This window comes from Dethiosulfovibrio faecalis (assembly GCF_021568795.1).
Taxonomy (GTDB): Bacteria; Synergistota; Synergistia; order Synergistales; family Dethiosulfovibrionaceae; genus Dethiosulfovibrio; species Dethiosulfovibrio faecalis.
Window position 1 is genome coordinate 324,476 of the sequence record NZ_JAKGUE010000001.1, and the last position, 16,539, is coordinate 341,014.

The 16,539-nt window shown below is 51.3% G+C and carries 18 protein-coding genes; 8 read left to right on the forward strand and 10 right to left on the reverse strand.

Features of this window, described 5'->3' with window-relative positions:
* The 8 genes from L2W58_RS01685 (at position 1) to rsfS (ending at position 6,635) form a co-directional block, all read left to right on the forward strand.
* Positions 1-1,665, forward strand: a complete 1,665-nt coding sequence (locus tag L2W58_RS01685; RefSeq protein WP_236101260.1) for a DNA repair protein RecN — start codon at positions 1-3, stop codon at positions 1,663-1,665.
* Between the two features lie 153 nt (positions 1,666-1,818).
* Positions 1,819-2,130: a 50S ribosomal protein L21 gene (gene rplU / locus L2W58_RS01690; RefSeq protein ID WP_236101261.1), complete on the forward strand. Its 312-nt coding sequence runs from the start codon at positions 1,819-1,821 to the stop codon at positions 2,128-2,130.
* Positions 2,130-2,459, forward strand: a complete 330-nt coding sequence (locus tag L2W58_RS01695; protein ID WP_236101262.1) for a ribosomal-processing cysteine protease Prp — start codon at positions 2,130-2,132, stop codon at positions 2,457-2,459. Before rplU ends, L2W58_RS01695 begins: the two co-directional genes overlap by 1 nt.
* Positions 2,449-2,742 carry a 50S ribosomal protein L27 gene (gene rpmA / locus L2W58_RS01700; protein WP_236101263.1) on the forward strand — a complete coding sequence of 98 codons (294 nt, stop codon included), beginning with the start codon at positions 2,449-2,451 and terminating at the stop codon, positions 2,740-2,742. Before L2W58_RS01695 ends, rpmA begins: the two co-directional genes overlap by 11 nt.
* Before the next feature lie 127 nt (positions 2,743-2,869).
* Complete coding sequence (gene obgE / locus L2W58_RS01705) at positions 2,870-4,171, forward strand: GTPase ObgE (RefSeq protein WP_236101264.1); 1,302 nt, start codon at positions 2,870-2,872, stop codon at positions 4,169-4,171.
* Positions 4,172-4,179: 8 nt separating this feature from the next.
* Positions 4,180-4,818 carry a nicotinate-nucleotide adenylyltransferase gene (gene nadD / locus L2W58_RS01710; protein ID WP_236101265.1) on the forward strand — a complete coding sequence of 213 codons (639 nt, stop codon included), beginning with the start codon at positions 4,180-4,182 and terminating at the stop codon, positions 4,816-4,818.
* Positions 4,819-5,030: 212 nt separating this feature from the next.
* The gene (locus L2W58_RS01715; protein ID WP_236101266.1) at positions 5,031-6,272 is read left to right on the forward strand and encodes an LCP family protein; all 1,242 of its coding nucleotides are present in this window, start codon (positions 5,031-5,033) and stop codon (positions 6,270-6,272) included.
* Positions 6,273-6,287: 15 nt separating this feature from the next.
* On the forward strand, positions 6,288-6,635 hold the full coding sequence (gene rsfS / locus L2W58_RS01720) for a ribosome silencing factor (RefSeq protein WP_236101268.1): 348 nt from the start codon (positions 6,288-6,290) through the stop codon (positions 6,633-6,635).
* Positions 6,636-6,776: 141 nt separating this feature from the next.
* Here the strand turns inward: rsfS and tpiA are convergent, their stop codons facing one another.
* The 10 genes from tpiA to L2W58_RS01770 form a co-directional block, all read right to left on the reverse strand.
* Complete coding sequence (gene tpiA, locus L2W58_RS01725) at positions 6,777-7,520, reverse strand: triose-phosphate isomerase (RefSeq protein WP_236101269.1); 744 nt, start codon at positions 7,518-7,520, stop codon at positions 6,777-6,779.
* A 13-nt stretch (positions 7,521-7,533) separates the two neighbouring features.
* Complete coding sequence (locus tag L2W58_RS01730; protein ID WP_236101270.1) at positions 7,534-8,718, reverse strand: phosphoglycerate kinase; 1,185 nt, start codon at positions 8,716-8,718, stop codon at positions 7,534-7,536.
* 3 nt (positions 8,719-8,721) lie between these two features.
* Positions 8,722-9,741: a type I glyceraldehyde-3-phosphate dehydrogenase gene (gene gap / locus L2W58_RS01735; RefSeq protein ID WP_236101272.1), complete on the reverse strand. Its 1,020-nt coding sequence runs from the start codon at positions 9,739-9,741 to the stop codon at positions 8,722-8,724.
* A 25-nt stretch (positions 9,742-9,766) separates the two neighbouring features.
* Complete coding sequence (gene whiA / locus L2W58_RS01740; protein ID WP_236101273.1) at positions 9,767-10,558, reverse strand: DNA-binding protein WhiA; 792 nt, start codon at positions 10,556-10,558, stop codon at positions 9,767-9,769.
* 99 nt (positions 10,559-10,657) lie between these two features.
* Positions 10,658-11,770, reverse strand: a complete 1,113-nt coding sequence (locus tag L2W58_RS01745) for a gluconeogenesis factor YvcK family protein (protein ID WP_236101274.1) — start codon at positions 11,768-11,770, stop codon at positions 10,658-10,660.
* Between the two features lie 49 nt (positions 11,771-11,819).
* Positions 11,820-12,701, reverse strand: coding sequence for an RNase adapter RapZ (rapZ, locus tag L2W58_RS01750; protein ID WP_236101276.1), 882 nt, complete (start codon positions 12,699-12,701; stop codon positions 11,820-11,822).
* Complete coding sequence (locus L2W58_RS01755; protein WP_236101278.1) at positions 12,702-13,073, reverse strand: SPOR domain-containing protein; 372 nt, start codon at positions 13,071-13,073, stop codon at positions 12,702-12,704.
* A gap of 299 nt (positions 13,074-13,372) precedes the next feature.
* Positions 13,373-14,596 (reverse strand): cell division protein FtsZ, encoded by a 1,224-nt coding sequence (ftsZ, locus tag L2W58_RS01760; protein WP_236101279.1) that lies wholly within the window; start codon positions 14,594-14,596, stop codon positions 13,373-13,375.
* Between the two features lie 26 nt (positions 14,597-14,622).
* The gene (gene ftsA / locus L2W58_RS01765) at positions 14,623-15,915 is read right to left on the reverse strand and encodes a cell division protein FtsA (RefSeq protein ID WP_236101281.1); all 1,293 of its coding nucleotides are present in this window, start codon (positions 15,913-15,915) and stop codon (positions 14,623-14,625) included.
* 27 nt (positions 15,916-15,942) lie between these two features.
* A complete protein-coding gene (locus L2W58_RS01770) occupies positions 15,943-16,515 on the reverse strand; it encodes a hypothetical protein (protein WP_236101282.1) in 573 nt (190 codons plus the stop codon).
* Positions 16,516-16,539: the final 24 nt, after the last annotated feature.

A 16,539-nucleotide genomic window follows, 5' to 3' on the forward strand; every position in this document is an offset into this window, starting at 1 on the left:
TTGATAGAGGAGCTTCATATACGTCATATAGGAGGTATAAGGGAGAGTCACCTTCGGTTTTCCTCCGGCCTGACGGCCATAACAGGAGAAAGCGGAGCTGGCAAAAGCAGTGTGGTCAGAGCCCTGGAGCTTGCATCCGGAAAGAGAGCCTCTTCCTCCATGATAAGGTCCGACAGCGACTCGGCAGATGTGGAGGCTGTGTATCTTTTCGACGAGGAAGCCCCCGACTTTCTCTACGGTTCGGAGGACGGGCGTCTGTTTGTAAGAAGGGAGATCGTTAAAAACGGACGAGGAAAGGTGCTCCTTCAAAACAGACAGGCTCCGGTCGGAGCTCTCTCGGAGGTCTCTCAAAAACTGATCACCATACAGAGTCAGTTCGCCCAGTTAGAGCTGCTGGATCAGGATAAACAGCTGTTTATCCTCGATCTCTGCGGTGGAGATAGTCTGAAAAAACTTCGGGGAAGCTTAAAGGATCAGGTCAAGGCGACCATCTCCATAGAGAAGGAGCTTCAGAGCCTCAGACAACGACAGAGATCGATTACAGATCGATTTAAAAGCGCCGAGGAGGTCGTCCATCGCTGGAGAAAGATGGATATCTCCGAGGAAAGCGAGGCCCTCTGGGAAGAGGAATACAGAAGGCTGTCGGAGGAACTCGAGCGTCTGAACGACCTTCGTAAAATCGTCATAAGGATGAAAAACGATGAACCGGGGAGCGTCAAGGAAGAGTTGGACGATTTGATCCAACGTTTGTCTCAACTTCTCCCCAGAAAACGATGCGACGACCTGTCTCCGCACATGGAAGCCATCGTGGAGGGATATGGAGCTCTCCTAAACGAACTCGAAAGCGATTCCGACGAGGATCGTCGATCCGCCATAGAGGAAAGCGTAGAAGAGCTAGAGTCAAAGATAGGTCACCTCAGAAAGCTTAAAAGGGCAGCCGGTGTTACCTCTCTGAAGGATCTCATCCTTTACTGTAGGGAGGCGGACCAGGAGTTGGACTGGTTGTCCAAGAGCAACGACCTTAGACAGGTTCTGGAGAAGGACGTGGAGGAGCACAGGAAGACCGCATCCAGGATGGCCTTGGAACTTCGAAAGCTGAGAAAAAAAGCGGCTTTATGGCTTGAGGCCAGAGTAAATCGATGTCTGAACGAGATGGCTATGGAGGACGCTCGCTTTTCGGTGGGGCTGATAGAGGAGAGAAAGCTCAGACCTAACGGGGCGGACTCGGTCGAGTTTCGACTTTCATGGGGAAGGAACGAGCCTGGACCGGTCTCTAAGATGGCATCTGGAGGGGAGTTGAGCCGCATTCTTTTGGCCATAAGACTCTCTCTTCCAGAGGAGGATCGGCCTCCTACCGTCGTTTTCGACGAGGTGGAGGCCGGTTTGGGAGGTAGAGCCGCGGTGTTGGCCGGTCTGAAGTTGAGGGACCTATCCCGCAGGTGCCAGGTGATAATGGTTACCCATGAGGCATCTATAGCGGCCTTGGCGGACGTACACCTGGTCGTCAAAAGGGACGGGATGGACAGCGAGATATCCGAACTAGAGGACGAAGAGAGAATCTCCGAGATAGCAAGGATGCTCTCCGGCGATCTGGATATGGACGAGGCCAGATCCCATGCCTTTATGCTCTTGAGACGAGGGGAATCGCCCACCTCCACGGAGTAAATAGAGGTGCCGAAAAGCGCAAGTTCTCGGTGAAAACCATGTCTCCTTGACTTGTATGGCCCTTTCCCTTAAAATGCAAAGGCTGTTGATATACCGCATGAGACGGGTCTTTAAAAGCTAAGCTACCCGTGCTCAGCGAGAGGAGGAAATATAATGTACGCTATAATCGAAACCGGTGGAAAGCAATATCGAGTTCAGCCAGGAGACGAGCTCAAGATCGAGAAGTTGGCGATAGAGGAGAACGATCAGGTCTCCTTCGACAAGGTCCTTCTTGTAGGCTCGGAGGACGACGTTAAGGTCGGGACCCCTCATGTAGAGGGAGCCTCGGTAAAGGGAACCGTTCTTACCAATGGCAAGAACAAGAAACAGATCGTCTTCAAGTACAAGAACAAGACCAAATATAGGAGATTCAGAGGGCATAGACAGCCCTTCAGCTTGGTCAGAATCGACTCTATCGACAGCTGATGACCAAGGTGGTGATCTCCCGACGGAATGGTTTAATACACGCTCTGTCGGTGGAGGGACATTCAGGATATGCCCCTTCGGGGGAGGATATCGTCTGTGCCGCGGTCACCACGCTTGTCCAGGCTCTCCATATAGGTCTTTCCGACGTCCTAGGTAATCCCGTGGATAGTCGCGTAGACCAGGAAAACACAAAGATAGCCCTTGAATGGCACGGCATGTCGTCGGAGGTCCAGGCGATAGCCGCAACGATCTGCGAGAGCTTCAGAGCTCTTGCGGAAACCTATCCGGAAAATGTACAATTGGTGGAGGTGCAGGAAGATGCTTCGTAATCTATTAAGTCTTCAGTTTTTCGCCCATAAAAAGGGACAGGGGAGTAGCTCGAACGGAAGAGACTCTCGCGGACAGAGGCTTGGCCTCAAGCTCAGCGACGGTCAGATAGCCAAGGCCGGCAATATCATAGTTCGTCAGAGAGGTACGTCCTTTCACCCTGGCGTTAACGTCGGACTCGGCAAGGACTACACCCTTTTCGCGTTGAAGGACGGTATCGTCCGTTTCAAGAACAAGGGTGCTAGAAAATACGTCACCATAGAAGAACTCACCCCGGCCGTTTAAGAGAGCTTCCTGCTTGGTCGAGAGTGATCTACTCAGGAACGTAAGTTCTTTTATCCAGCTTTCTAGCGGGCCTAGGTAATCCTTGGCCCGTTTTTTGTCATTCTCACCCCGGAGGGTAGGTACAACTATGAAATTTGTAGATATAGTAACCATACAGGTGGCTGCCGGTAGAGGCGGTAACGGATGTATGAGTTTTCGCAGGGAAAAATTCGTTCCCAAAGGAGGTCCCGACGGCGGAAACGGCGGTAGGGGTGGCCATATTTTTCTCGAGGCCACCACGGATCTGCATACCCTGGCGGACTTCGAGTACTCTAGACATATTTCGTCCAACAACGGAGCTCATGGACAGGGAGCCAGAAAATTCGGTGCCAACGCATCGGACGTGGTGATAAAGGTTCCATGTGGTACCATCGTCTTCGACAAAGATACGGGCGAGCCCCTGGCTGACCTGGTGGAGCCCGGTGACCGTTGTCTGGTGGCCAGAGGCGGGAGAGGCGGGAAGGGCAACGCCCATTTCGCCAACTCCAGGAGACGGGCCCCCCGTTTTTCCGAAAAAGGCGAGGACGGGGAAAAACGAAAGATAACCATGGAGCTCAAACTGATAGCCGATGTAGCCTTAGTAGGGGTCCCGAACGCGGGGAAGTCGTCCCTTTTGGCGGCGATATCCAACGCGACCCCTAAAATAGCTGATTATCCCTTTACCACTTTATCCCCTAATCTTGGAGTCATGAGGATAGACCAGGATAAAATCGTAGTAGCCGACATACCGGGACTGATCGAAGGAGCTCATCAGAACAAAGGACTAGGCCATTACTTTCTTCGTCATATAGAGAGGACCAGGGTCATCGTCCACGTCCTGGATCTCAGCTCCGGTTCCCTTGAGAGCGTCGTTAATCAATGGGAAACCGTTTTGGACGAGTTCCGGGCATACAACGCCGATCTGTTGGAGCGACCCTATATAGTCGTGGGGAACAAGATCGACATAGACTCGGGCAGGGATTTGATCGATAAGGCCGATGAATTCTTCTCCCAAAGGGATATCCGCTTTATCGCTACAAGCGCTTTGACTGGAGAAGGGGTCCAGAAATTCATGGATCATATAGTCTCACTGTCCAGAGAACATCCAAGACCTACGGGGACCACCAGGCTGTTCGCTACGGTGGAGGAGAATCTTCCAGAAAAAAGGACCAGGGATAAGGTCCAGATCCTCAAGCTTCACGAGTCCGGCTGCTTCCGGGTGATTCATCCCAGGATAGAGGCAGCTTCCGCCAGATACGATTTCGGTCAAGAAGAGGCTGCTGTGAGGTTTATGAGGATACTTAGACAATATAAGGTGGAAGAACTTCTGGAAGCAAGCGGAGCTCAGGAGGGAGACACCATATATATAGGCGACGTCGCGTTCGAGTTCCAGCCGGAACGGGCTTACTGAGAATCGCTATGTCCTCTGTCCGTAAGATCGGCGTGATGGGAGGAACCTTCGATCCTATACATCACGGGCATTTGGTAGCGGCGGAAGAAGCCTACCATGCCTTGGGCCTGGAGAGGGTTATATTTATCCCCACCGGAGATTCTTTTCATAAAAAGGACAGGAGAGTCACGTCTCCGGAAGACAGATACATGATGACCTGTCTGGCTACTTTGGAAAACGATCATTTCAGGGTCTCTCGGATCGAGATAGACAGGCATGAACCCAGCTATACAGTGGAGACCATGAGAGAGATGAGCCATTGGTATCCCGAGGGTACCGCTTCTTTCTTCTTTATCACAGGAATAGATGCGGTCATGACCATGGAGAACTGGCACGAGCACGAGTATCTTCCCGGATTATGCACCATCGTGGCGGTAAGTCGTCCTGGTTACGATCGTGATGAAATCCAAGACGAGACCTGCTTTCCCACCTTTCTGGAGAACTCGGTCGTCCCTCTATCCATACCCTCTTTGTCCATATCGAGCACCGACATAAGGAAACGGGTCGCAAAAGGGGAGAACATAAGGTATTTAGTGCCTCCCCTGGTGGAGAAGTTTATAGACAAAAAAAGGCTTTACAGGAAGGAAGAATCGGCACATAGAGCATGAGAATCCTTTAAAAAGACAAGCCTTCCGTAAGATCACCTTGGCCTTGCCCCTGTTTTAGTCCATTCGATCGCCTCGGGGACACGTCCTGTCGTGCCATCCGTGCTGTGCGAGGCCAGGTCGAAAATACGGATCGACCGGACTCCGCCGGTGCGATTTCAAGGAGGAGACTCGGACGTAAGTTTTTAGAAGTTTTTATAAAAGAGGTGAAATCGATGATACGAAAGACGAGGATCTTTTTACTTATATTCGTCGCTCTCGTCGCCACTGTCGCCGGAGGAGCCTGGCGATTGAAGGGATTGATCTCTCCGGAAGCGCAGGATATAAAGCAAAAAATCCAATTCGACGAAAAAACCGGAAGCATAAACATACTGGCCTTGGGGGTCGACGATGTAGAAGGGGTGCATCGGTCCGATACGATAGCCTTCATCACTCTGGACATAGACAACAAGAGGATAAAGGTTATGTCCCTCCCGAGGGATACCAGGACGACCATAAGGGACCATGGAACTCAGAAGATAAATCATTCTTACGCTTACGGCGGGGTAGACCTTCTCAAGGAAACTGTCGTCAACCTGATAGGCATGCCTATACATTATACCTTGGCGGTAAACTATGAAAGCTTCCCCAAGATAGTGGACTCTCTCGGCGGTATCGACGTCGACGTTCAAAAAAATCTTCACTATAGGGATAACGCCGGTGGGCTATACATAAATATCAAAAAGGGATGGCGTCATCTGGACGGCAAGACCTCTCTCGAGTACGTTCGATTTCGTCACGATGCTCTCGGCGATATAGGACGTATTCAGAGACAGCAGAGATTCTTGAAGGCCCTGTTAAAAAAACTCTATGATCCCTCTACCATGTCCCATTTGCCGGAGATAACAGAGGAAATTCTCTCCGTGGTGGAGACCGACATACCTCCGAGTCAGGCCTTACAGCTGATAGGTTACCTAAAAGACATATCTCCCGAGAGGATTTCCTTTTTCACCATGCCAGGAAAGGCCGCGATGATAAACGGAGCTAGCTATTGGTCGCCGGATCTGCTTCAGACATCTACCTTGTTGACGTCCAGTCAGGACCTTTCGAGTGCCATGAATCTAAGCGGTCAGGACGAAGCGAAAGTAGGGGGAGTAGAGGATCTCGTGTCAGAGATAAACCGACCTATAGCTATATTGAACGGAGACGGTACCTCCGGGCTTGGAAAAGAGATATCCTCCAGACTCGAAAAGCACGGCATAGAGGTGGCTTACGTAGGCAACGCCAAGCATTTTGACTTTCACTACAGCACTATAAACCATAAACCCGGAGAGGACTCCAAAGATGTCGCCCTTGCTTTGGCTAGGCTTTCCGGTATCCCGGAAAATCTGGTCAAAGAGGACAGAGGGGCCTCCTATAGTGCAACTTTGATATTGGGACACGACAAAGACAGGATAATCGCTAATTTAGACAGATAGGGGAGGGATACCTTCGTGGAATACAGCAAACAAGCCGATTCGGTAGCCAAAGCCGTTTCCGACAAAAGAGGAAACGACGTCACGATAATGGACGTCAGAGAGGGTTCTACCATTGCGGAGGAATTCGTGGTCGTCACCGCTAACTCGGACGTCCATATGAAGACGCTCTGCGAAGCCGCATCGGACGCTTTAGACGAGTTGGGGGTATCTCATACTGTCGAGGGCCAGACCAGCTCTATGTGGCGTTTGATAGATGCGGGATACCTACTGGTTCACGTATTCAGCTCCAAGGGCAGAGAGTTCTACGATCTGGAGAGGATATGGGGAGATCATCCTAACGTGAAGCTGCAAAATCAGGACTGATCCTAGCATGGCCCGGATCTCGGTATATCGGGCCATGTCTTTATCGAAGCCATGTCCTATAATATATCTTATGTTGCTTTTAGGGCAAAAACAAAAAGATACAGGGACACATAAAATTGCGTCCCTGTATCTTTTTCTCTTTTATCGAACCATGTTCAGGAAAGATCCAGGATCTAAGGAAGCTCCTCCTACGAGTCCACCGTCTATATCGGTCATGGAGAACAGACTTTCCGAGTTGTCCGGTTTTACGCTTCCTCCGTATAGGATGGGAATCGTGGCACCGGGGAAGCGACCTGATAGCCATTTTCTTATGGCCCCGCATACTTCCTGGGCGTCCTCGGGAGAGGCAGAACGTCCCGTTCCTATAGCCCATACGGGCTCGTAGGCCACTACGATAGAATCGGACGGGATTTTATCTCCGGAGAGTCCGGATTTCAACTGCCTCTCTATCGTCTCCCAGGTAACTCCCCCATCCCGCTCCTCCAGCGTCTCTCCTACGCATAAAACGGTCTTCAGGCCTCGGCTACAACAGGCGTTCACCTTGGCCGCTATACGTTCTTCCGACTCTCCAAAGACGTGACGTCTCTCGCTATGACCGATCAAGCTGTATACGGCTCCACAGTCCAGGGCCATTTCCACCGATATCTCGCCCGTATAGGCGCCCTTGTCGGCCTCGTGAACGTTCTGAACCCCTATGGAGAGCTTATCTGCAACGCCCATGGATTTCGCAAGTTTGACGGCCCTCTCCAGATAGACGAATGGAGGGAATATAGCCATTACCGTTTCCGATTTTTCAGGAAAACTGGAGGATAGATCTTTAAAAAAACGGTCTATCTCAGACCCGTTCATGTTCATCTTCCAGTTTCCGAAAAGATAGTTTTTCATGGCTCCTACCGCCTTAATCGAGTATAAGAGGAGCTATGCCGGGAAGGACTTTGCCCTCGCAGAACTCGAGGCTGGCTCCTCCTCCGGTGGACACATGGGAGACCTTCGACCTATACCCCATCGAGGATACCGCCGAGGCGGTGTCTCCTCCACCTACTACGGAGAAAGCCCCTTGCGATGTGGCTTTGGCCACGGCGTCGCATAGCCCCTTGGTTCCCCTAGAAAAAGTCTCGACCTCGAAAACCCCGGACGGTCCGTTCCAGAGTATGGTCTTTGCTCCTTCGATGATTTTAGAGAAAGCCTTTACGGATTCGGGGCCTATATCCAGCCCCATCAAATCGTCGGGGATTCCGTCGGCGGGACAGGAAGTAAGACCCGATAGATCCTCTATAGATGTAGCCGCTACGACGTCGACAGGTAGCTCCATCGTCACGCCCGAATTTGCCGCCTTCTCAAGCATGGAAGCGGCAAATTCGAGATGTCCCTCGTCGAGAAGGGATCTGCCCACCGCACCACCTTTTGCCTTGAGGAACGTGAAGGCCATGCCCCCTCCTATCACTATGGAGGACACCTTGGACATGAGGTTGTCTATGACCCCTATCTTATCCGAGACCTTCGCTCCTCCCAATACAAGCACGAAAGGGGGTTCGGAATGATCTCTCACCTTTGACAATGCGGCTATCTCCTCGTCCAAAAGATAACCGGCGTAGGAATCGAGGTGTTCCTGAACTCCTACGGTGGAAGCATGAGCTCTGTGGGATGCACTGAAAGCGTCCAATAGGAATACCTCGAAAGGAGCCGCCATGGAACGAGAGAAATCGGGGTCGTTGGCCTCTTCTTCCTTGTGGAATCTGGTGTTCTCCAACAGGAGGATCTTACCCGTCGAGTTTTTTAGGGCTTTCTCCACTTTGGGACCGACACAGTCCTCGACGAACTCTATGGTGCCGAGCAGTTTTTCCGCTGCCGGCACTACCGCCTTCAGGCTGAACTCCGGATTTATTTTGCCCTTCGGACGACCTAGATGGGAGGCCAAAGCTACGATAGCTCCAGCGTCCTTCAAGGCCTTCAATGTCGGCAGGTGGGCCCTTATCCTCGTGTCGTCCGATACGATACCGTCTTTCAACGGAACGTTGAAGTCCACCCTTACCAGGACTTTTTTGCCTCTAAGAGAACCGTAGTCGGGGGTCCTTAGGTTCAAGTCCTACAGCCCCTTCCTGATCATGTGATTGACCAGGTCCAGACAACGGCACGAATAGCCCCATTCGTTATCGTACCAGGACAGTACCTTGACCATGTTGTCTATAGCCATAGTGTGGTTCGGGGCGAAAATAGAGGATCGACTGTCATGGACGAAATCCATGGACACGCAGTCGTCCGTCTCGTATCCCAGATATCTGGACATGGATCCCTCGGAATATTTTTTGACCGTAGAGTTGATTTCCTCTGTCGTCACCGATTTGGGAAGCTCTACGACGAGGTCGACTACGGAGACGTTAGGAGTAGGGACCCTCAGGGCCATTCCGTTCAGTTTGCCCTTGAGTTCCGGTATTACCAAGCCTACAGCCTTAGCTGCTCCAGTGGAAGTTGGGACCATGGAGACGGCGGCCGCTCTTCCTCTGTGGAATTTTTTATGAGACGAGTCGACCGTCTTCTGATCTCCTGTATAGGCGTGAACGGTGGTCATAACCCCTTTTACGATGTTGAATTCGTCGTTCAGTATCTTCGCCACAGGGGCAAGACAGTTGGTCGTGCAGGAAGCGTTGGAGACGATGTGATGTGTCGCAGGATCGTAGGACCCCTCGTTGACCCCCATCACGAAGGTTCCCAGCCCTTCTCCGCTGCCAGGTGCAGTGATTACCACCTTCTTAGCCCCTGCCTCGAGGTGAGCTTGGGCTTTTTCCGTATCCTTGTATATCCCCGATGCCTCGATCACGATATCCACTCCAAGGTCGCCCCAGTTGAACTGGTCCGGGGTCGAGTGTCGGAGGGTGGCTATGGCCTTGCCATCCACGAAGATATTTTCGTCGTCGTAGTCGACTTTACCCTGATATCTGCGATGGACCGAATCGTACTTGAAAAGATAGGCTCTCTGCTCAGAGGTCGAGCGACTGTTTGTCGCCACTATGTCTATCAACCCCTCCTGGTCGTACTCATGGAGGGCTCTCAGTACCAATCTTCCTATTCTACCAAAACCGTTAATTGCGACTTTCACCTTAGACATGGCGTATGACGCTCCTTTCGAGTTTTTAATCATCGTAGCTAAAACCGTAGATCTCGGCGATGGACATGATCTTTTTCCATCGATAAGTTACGGTACTCTTGCTTACGGGAGAATTCATTGCAGCTCCCAGTTCGTTCAGGCTGGCACTTGGATTGGCGATTCTCAGTTCGATAAGTTCGGCCAGATCGGGAGATAGCTCATCTTCATGGCCGTTTTCCTTAAGGAATGTCGCAAGGGCTATCTGACGTCTTGCGGCATCGACAGTCTTCCTTATGTTGGAGGCATCGCAATTTACCAGACGATTGGCCCTGTCCCTCATGGATCTGACGATGGCTTTTTCCTCCATCTTCAGAGCCGCGTCGGATAACCCCATGCCTATCATGAGATCTACGATGTCGTTTTGGCCTCTCACCATGACCTCGACACAGCCAGAGCCCCTCCGATAGGAGACGGAAAGGTCGTTTTTCTGAAGGTGATCCTTCAGGCCCGTAAGTATTTCGTCGTAAGGAACTCGAAATAGAAAGTAGTACCCTCGTTTAGGGAAAAATACAGAACCTACGGCACCGAATATCCCTCTGACCCAGGCCCAACGGATGAAGGATCCGCTAAGCTCTTTCGACTGAACCGTTCTGAATAGGTCCATGGGCATCTCCAGTTGTACGGTCCCTCTGTGTCTTGCCGGGACATGCAACATTTTCCCCAGGTCAAAATCGCTCCCCCATGAGGTTTTTTTCCATAAACGTCTCATGCGATGGAAAATCCACAGTCTTCTGGAGGAGAGAACCACCCTATCTGCTTTCGTGATCTTTCGTCTCATACAGGAAAATGTACCAGCTATTTCCGAGTCGGCCGATATCCGATCCGGAACATGGGATGATATCCATTCATCCCATATCTCACTGCTTAGAGAGTCCACTTAGAAAGTTCCACCGTCCTTCTTCTGTATCAAGGAGAATATGGCCTCCGATAGACGTCCCCCGTCATGTCTGATGACCGGTTCTCCCTTTACTCGATCTACCCTTAGAAAAGAACCCCGTAGGACCTTGCAGCCTTTTTCGTACAACTCGACCTCTTCGTCGTCGTTCAGGTAGAGAGGTTCCGCTCCATCCGCTTTATATCGTTCCAACAGTCCTCGCGGGACCTCCTGATCGTTCACTATTACGTAGTCTGGGAGTTTTCCGAGGACTCTCTCTATCCAATTTAAATGTTCCGTTATCGACATCCCCTCGGTCTCTCTGGGCTGGGTCATTATATTGGCCACATACACGGTGGGAGCCAAACCATTTCTTATTCTTTCTCGAAAATCTCTTATAAGGAGGTTGGGGATCACGCTTGTGAAGAGACTTCCGGGGCCCAAGACGATAAGATCCGCCGTGTCTACAGCGGCGATGACCTCCTTGATCGGTTTTGCATCCGACGGCTCCAGCCATATCTCGTTCAGGTCCGTGCCGAAGTTGGAAATCTCAAGCTCTCCCTTGACGTCTTTGCCGTCGTTTGTCCTTCCCCGAAGAACGATGTTTTCCGTGGAGACCGGGAGAACTCGACCTCTTATAGCTAGAAGTTGATTGATTCTCTCAACCGCCAGCTTGAAGTCTCCTGCCATCTCGGCAGAGGCGAGCAGCATGAGGTTGCCCAGACTATGTCCGGCTAAGTCTCCTTTATCGAAGCGAAAATCCATAAAGGACCTCAACACGTCGTCGTTCTCGCTCAAAGCGACGATGCAGTTTCGGATATCTCCGGGGGGAAGAACACCCCAGTCTCTTGTGATACGTCCCGAGCTACCGCCCTCATCGGTGACTGTGACGACCGCCGTTATGTTTTTCGTGAATCCCTTCAGTCCCATCAAGAATGCGGATAGACCGGTACCTCCACCTACCGCTACTACATAAGGTCCGAACGAAAGACGAAACGAAACACCGGAGTCGGCCGTGGGGGGGGATGATCGGAATCCCGTTCTTCTCCTCTTAAAGAGCACTCCACCGATAACACCTACCGAAAGTCCCCATAAAAAGGGCCATAGATGCCTCATTGAGTCATCTCCTCCCTGAAGCGTATCGTTGTATCGTCAAAAAAGCTCCTCAAGGCTTATCTATGTCTCTATGGGAATGGGTCACACGATAACCCTCTTCCTCAAAAATTGACTCGAGCCATTCGACCACGGCTACGGATCTGTGTCGTCCTCCGGTGCACCCTATCGCTATGTGCATGGAGTTCTTTCCGACCCTTACATATTGAGGGAGCAAAAACTCGAAGAAATCGACGGTTTTGTCTAAAAAAAGTTTCCAATCAGGAAATTGTTCCTTTATATAGCTTTTTACCGGTTCGTCCGCACCTGTAAGATCTTTCAGGTTGGAGACATAATAGGGGTTAGGCAAAAACCTGACGTCCATGACATAATCGCTGTCGTTCGGTATTCCGTGTTTAAACCCAAACGAGGAAAAAAGAACCGTGAGCTGAGGATCCGGCGATCCCAGAGCTTTTAAAAGTGCGGGTCTAAACGATCTTATATCCAGATCGGAGGTATCTACGATTATATCCGCCTCCTGTCTTATGGAGGCAAGAAGTTCCCTTTCCCTTTTTATCCCCTCTAGTATGGTGACTCCATCTCCCAGAGGATGGCTCCGTCTGGTGGTGTTGAACCTCTGTACGAGAACATCCTCGGTGGCGTCCAGAAAGACGACGGAAAAGTCCTCTACTCTCGCCCTGAGCTTCCTGGAGATCGTCACGAATCGATCCAGGTCTTTCCCTCTCACGTCTACAACGACGACCACGCCGTTTACGACGGCGGAATCATGAGTTCCCAAAAGTTCCAGAAGCTGAGGAAGAAGAGCCGCCGGGATGTTGTCTACGGCGAATAAGCCTTGATCCTCCAGGATATTAAGGGTACTGGATTTACCGCTGCCGGAGAGTCCGGTGACCACCACCAGCTTCTTGACCTTGTAGATTCCCAACAGAGTCACCTACCTCCTGAGAAACACAAAATAGGGATATCCTAGCTTTTTGAGTCTCTCCCCGATCGCAGTAGCCTGGTTACGCGAGGTTCCGCCGGGGATCCAAACCCTATAATATCTGGTTCCGTTCACTATCCCCTCTCCTATTATAGCGGAGTACCCTTTGGAATCGACCTTAGACGCCAATGCCTTAGCCATTGACCGTTGTTCAAAGGCACCTATCTGAACGTACCAAGAGGAGTTTTTCGCGTTGGCAGAGGGTCTTGATGGGGTGCTTGCAGGCTTTGGCAGGGTTGCGGTTTTTTTCGGAGAAGGAGCTTTCGTTTTTTCCTTCGCCTTTTCCACGGATATGGGAACGGCAACCACAGTGCCGTTTTCCACAGAGATTTCGTCCTCTTTCAGAGAGCGGCCCTCCGTGGAATCGTCTGTCTTACGAGTCTGAGGAGGAACGGGGCTGGCCTCCTGAACGTATTTTCCGTAAGGGTCGTCTTTATCGGGAAGGAAAAAAATTTTTATCCCGAAAACCAAAAATCCCAACGCTACCAGGCCAAGTATAGGCAGCATCAGATCTCCAAAGGGCAACAAGCTCCTCTTTTTCCGCTTTACCTTCCTAGCCATAACAACACCATTCCCTTAAAAAAGCGGGACAAACCTACTAGAGGTCCGATCCCGCTAAATGTCTATCTTCCTCCGTTGTCTTTGTCTTTATCGCGGGTCCTACGAACCTTTCTTATGTAGGACGGAACGTCATATGAGTCTTTAGGAAGCCCTGGGAGCTCGAACATGTCCGGCCCGTCTTCCTCGGGCGATAGGTCCGTAGGTTCTAATTTTATACCGGAAGTCTTCTTCTCGTTTCTCTGTGTGGTGGTGGACTTGGATCCTGATCCATGGTTAACGTTCCCAAAGGGAGTCGCCTTGGATTTTGCCTGTTCGTAGTCGGAGAACCCTGTCGCGATGACAGTTATCTTTATCCTGTCCTCCATCTCGTCGTCTATGGCACTTCCCCATATAATGTTGGCATCCTCGTCGGAGGCTTCGTTTATTATCCTGGCGGCTTCGTGGATCTCGAATATACCGACGTCCGCTCCTCCGGTTATGTTAAAGAGTACTCCTTTGGCTCCGGTCATGGGTATGGACATAAGAGGACTGTTTATCGCGGCCTGGGCTGCCATAACCGCCCTGTTGTCGCCTCGTCCTTCTCCTATGCCCATGATTGCCGAGCCTGCGTTCTGCATCACCGATCGGACGTCGGCGAAATCGACGTTTACGAGTGCTGGTCTCAAGATTAGATCGGTCACCCCTTGAACGGCTTGGCGAAGAACGTCGTCTGCCATCCTGAAGGCATCGGTCAAAACGGTGTTTTTATCGGAGATCTCCATTAATTTGTCGTTCTCGATAACTATCAGAGCATCGACCTTTTCCTGAAGGGCCTTTATTCCCATCTCGGCCTGCGACTTCCGTCTTTTGCCCTCCCAGAAGAAAGGCGTCGTAACAACCGCGACAACGAGTGATCCAGTCTCTCTGGCTATCTCGGCTATGACCGGACTGGCGCCGGTTCCGGTGCCTCCTCCCATTCCTGCGGTCAAGAAGACCATATCGGCTCCGACCAGGACCTCTTTGAGCTCGTCGAAGGACTCCTTGGCTGCTCCGTGTCCTATCTGAGGGTCCGCTCCGGCTCCGTGCCCCTTGGTGAGCTCTTTGCCCAATATCAGACGGGTCGGGGCTTCCGATAGACTTAACGATGCCATATCGGTATTGACGGCTAAAAACTCTACTCCGGTTACGCCGCTTCGGATAATGTTGTTGAGGGCGTTGCCTCCGCCCCCTCCGACACCGACGACCTTGATCACCTCTCTGTTCGGATTGCTCTCCGAGGTGACTTTAAAGACACCATTCATGTCCATATCACAACCTCCCAGCGGCTGGTTCTTTAAAACAGATCCTTAAAGGCCCTCTTTATGGAATCGAAGACCCCTCTTCCCTCTCCGAAGCTCGGCACGTGCCTAGGCGACGACTCTCTTGCCGAGTACCCCCCGCCCCTTAAAATTCCCACAGAGGTCTCTATGTAACGATATCTATGCCGATCTCTCTCCACAAGGTAGCGAACGATTCCTGCCAAGGAAGAATATTGACATGAACTCATCCCAGGAGGCATCTGATGGGATACGATGGGGGCTCCGACTCTCACCGGCAGCGCCATGACATCGGAGACGAATCCCTCCAACCCTTCCGTTAAAGCCACGCCTCCCGTTAGGATGATTCCCGAGGGGAAAGCATGATAGTTCATACCGTCCAGAATCTCTTTCACGTGATGAGAGAACAGCTCTTCCAATCGACAGGAGACGACCTCTACTAAGGCGTCTATAGGCATGGTTTTGGCCTTGCCTCTTATCACTACCTCGAACTCCTCATCCTCTTCTGGCGGCTCTAGAGACAGACGCTTTTTCAGTTCCTCCGCCACGCTTATAGGGATCTTAGCTACATAGGCAAGATCGTTTGTGATGTGGTCTCCTCCTATGGGTATTACGGAAAGGCGAACCGGGCGACCATCTACGAATACAGCCACCCCGGTAGTACCTCCACCTATGGATACCACCACAGCTCCAGCGGTCCTCTCCTCAGAGGAGAGAGCCCCTAGGGCCGCTACGAGAGGCTTTACGACCAGTCCGTTGACTCTAGCACCGGCTTTTTCGACGCAGTTAACCACGTTTTGAAGCGCTGTGGTGGGCACAACTACAGACTGTAGCTCTATCTCGAGACGAATTCCAGTCATTCCCAAAGGATCGTCTATACCGGAATTTCCGTCTATCGAATATTTTACCGGAATTGTATGGAGTACGCTCCTGTTGGATGAAACAGAAAGCTCGCTTTGCGCCGTCTCGATGACTCTCTCGACGTCGTCTATCTCTATCTGCCGGGGTGTCCTTCCCAGAGAGACCATGCCGTGAGACATGACGCTGTCAACCTCTACTCCGCTAAAAGCCACGGTAACATCGTCCAGAGAGAACCCCACCATGGTCTCCGCTTCCTTTAAAGCCCTTCTTACCGCTAAAACGGCCTGTTCCAGGTTGACTATCATGCCCTTTCTTATCCCTGCGGAGGGAGCCTGCCCCACCCCTATGATCTGGGCCTCGTCAGAGCGAACGTCTCTTTCCGCCACGACGACGGACACCTTAGAGGTGCCGAGATCAAGACCTACGAAAATGTCAGGCTCTTTTTTCACAAACCCATCGCTCCCTTCGCGCCTGGTTTAATCGTTCAGCCCTTTTACGACTATCTTATCACCGTAGGAGGCGTCCACGATTTCACCGCTTTTGAACTTGACCCCAGAACACAGTAGCTCGTTTACGGCAGAGGTCTGAGAGTACAAGTCCTTATCTCTATCGATTATAACAGTCAAAAAACCTCGGTCTTCTCTCTTTATATACAGAGAGGCCAACTCCATACCGCCTTCTCTATAGATCCTTAAAGACAGGATTTCTCCAGGTAAATCCATATCTGTGAGGCCTCTTATGGTCGACGAATACTCATCGAGATCGTAATTGAAATCCATTACCGATTCTTGGTCGTTCGATATCATTTCCACCGGAGGAGGCATCGAGCCATCTATAATCACCAAGGGATTATCCGGCTTCCCGTAGATATCTTCGTTCATAGGATGAAACTCGGACCAGACCTTTCCTCCGAGGGAAAGATACCAAGAGTTTTTTCCCCAGGAAAAGGTACTCAAGACGGTCAAGGGCTTTATCCTGCAAAGCAGGGTCCCCCACCTAACTTGGACATCTATGGACAACGGCTCGCTCTTCTCTACGCCATCGACCAAATCGTCTACTCGCGTAAACGATAG

Coding starts and splice junctions, on each gene's coding strand:
- rplU (WP_236101261.1), top strand. CDS start 1,819: ATGTACGCTATAATCGAAACCGGTGGAAAGCAATATCGAGTTCAGCCA.
- L2W58_RS01695 (WP_236101262.1), top strand. CDS start 2,130: ATGACCAAGGTGGTGATCTCCCGACGGAATGGTTTAATACACGCTCTG.
- rpmA (WP_236101263.1), top strand. CDS start 2,449: ATGCTTCGTAATCTATTAAGTCTTCAGTTTTTCGCCCATAAAAAGGGA.
- obgE (WP_236101264.1), top strand. CDS start 2,870: ATGAAATTTGTAGATATAGTAACCATACAGGTGGCTGCCGGTAGAGGC.
- nadD (WP_236101265.1), top strand. CDS start 4,180: ATGTCCTCTGTCCGTAAGATCGGCGTGATGGGAGGAACCTTCGATCCT.
- L2W58_RS01715 (WP_236101266.1), top strand. CDS start 5,031: ATGATACGAAAGACGAGGATCTTTTTACTTATATTCGTCGCTCTCGTC.
- tpiA (WP_236101269.1), bottom strand. CDS start 7,520: ATGAAAAACTATCTTTTCGGAAACTGGAAGATGAACATGAACGGGTCT.
- gap (WP_236101272.1), bottom strand. CDS start 9,741: ATGTCTAAGGTGAAAGTCGCAATTAACGGTTTTGGTAGAATAGGAAGA.
- whiA (WP_236101273.1), bottom strand. CDS start 10,558: ATGAGACGAAAGATCACGAAAGCAGATAGGGTGGTTCTCTCCTCCAGA.
- L2W58_RS01745 (WP_236101274.1), bottom strand. CDS start 11,770: ATGAGGCATCTATGGCCCTTTTTATGGGGACTTTCGGTAGGTGTTATC.
- ftsZ (WP_236101279.1), bottom strand. CDS start 14,596: ATGGACATGAATGGTGTCTTTAAAGTCACCTCGGAGAGCAATCCGAAC.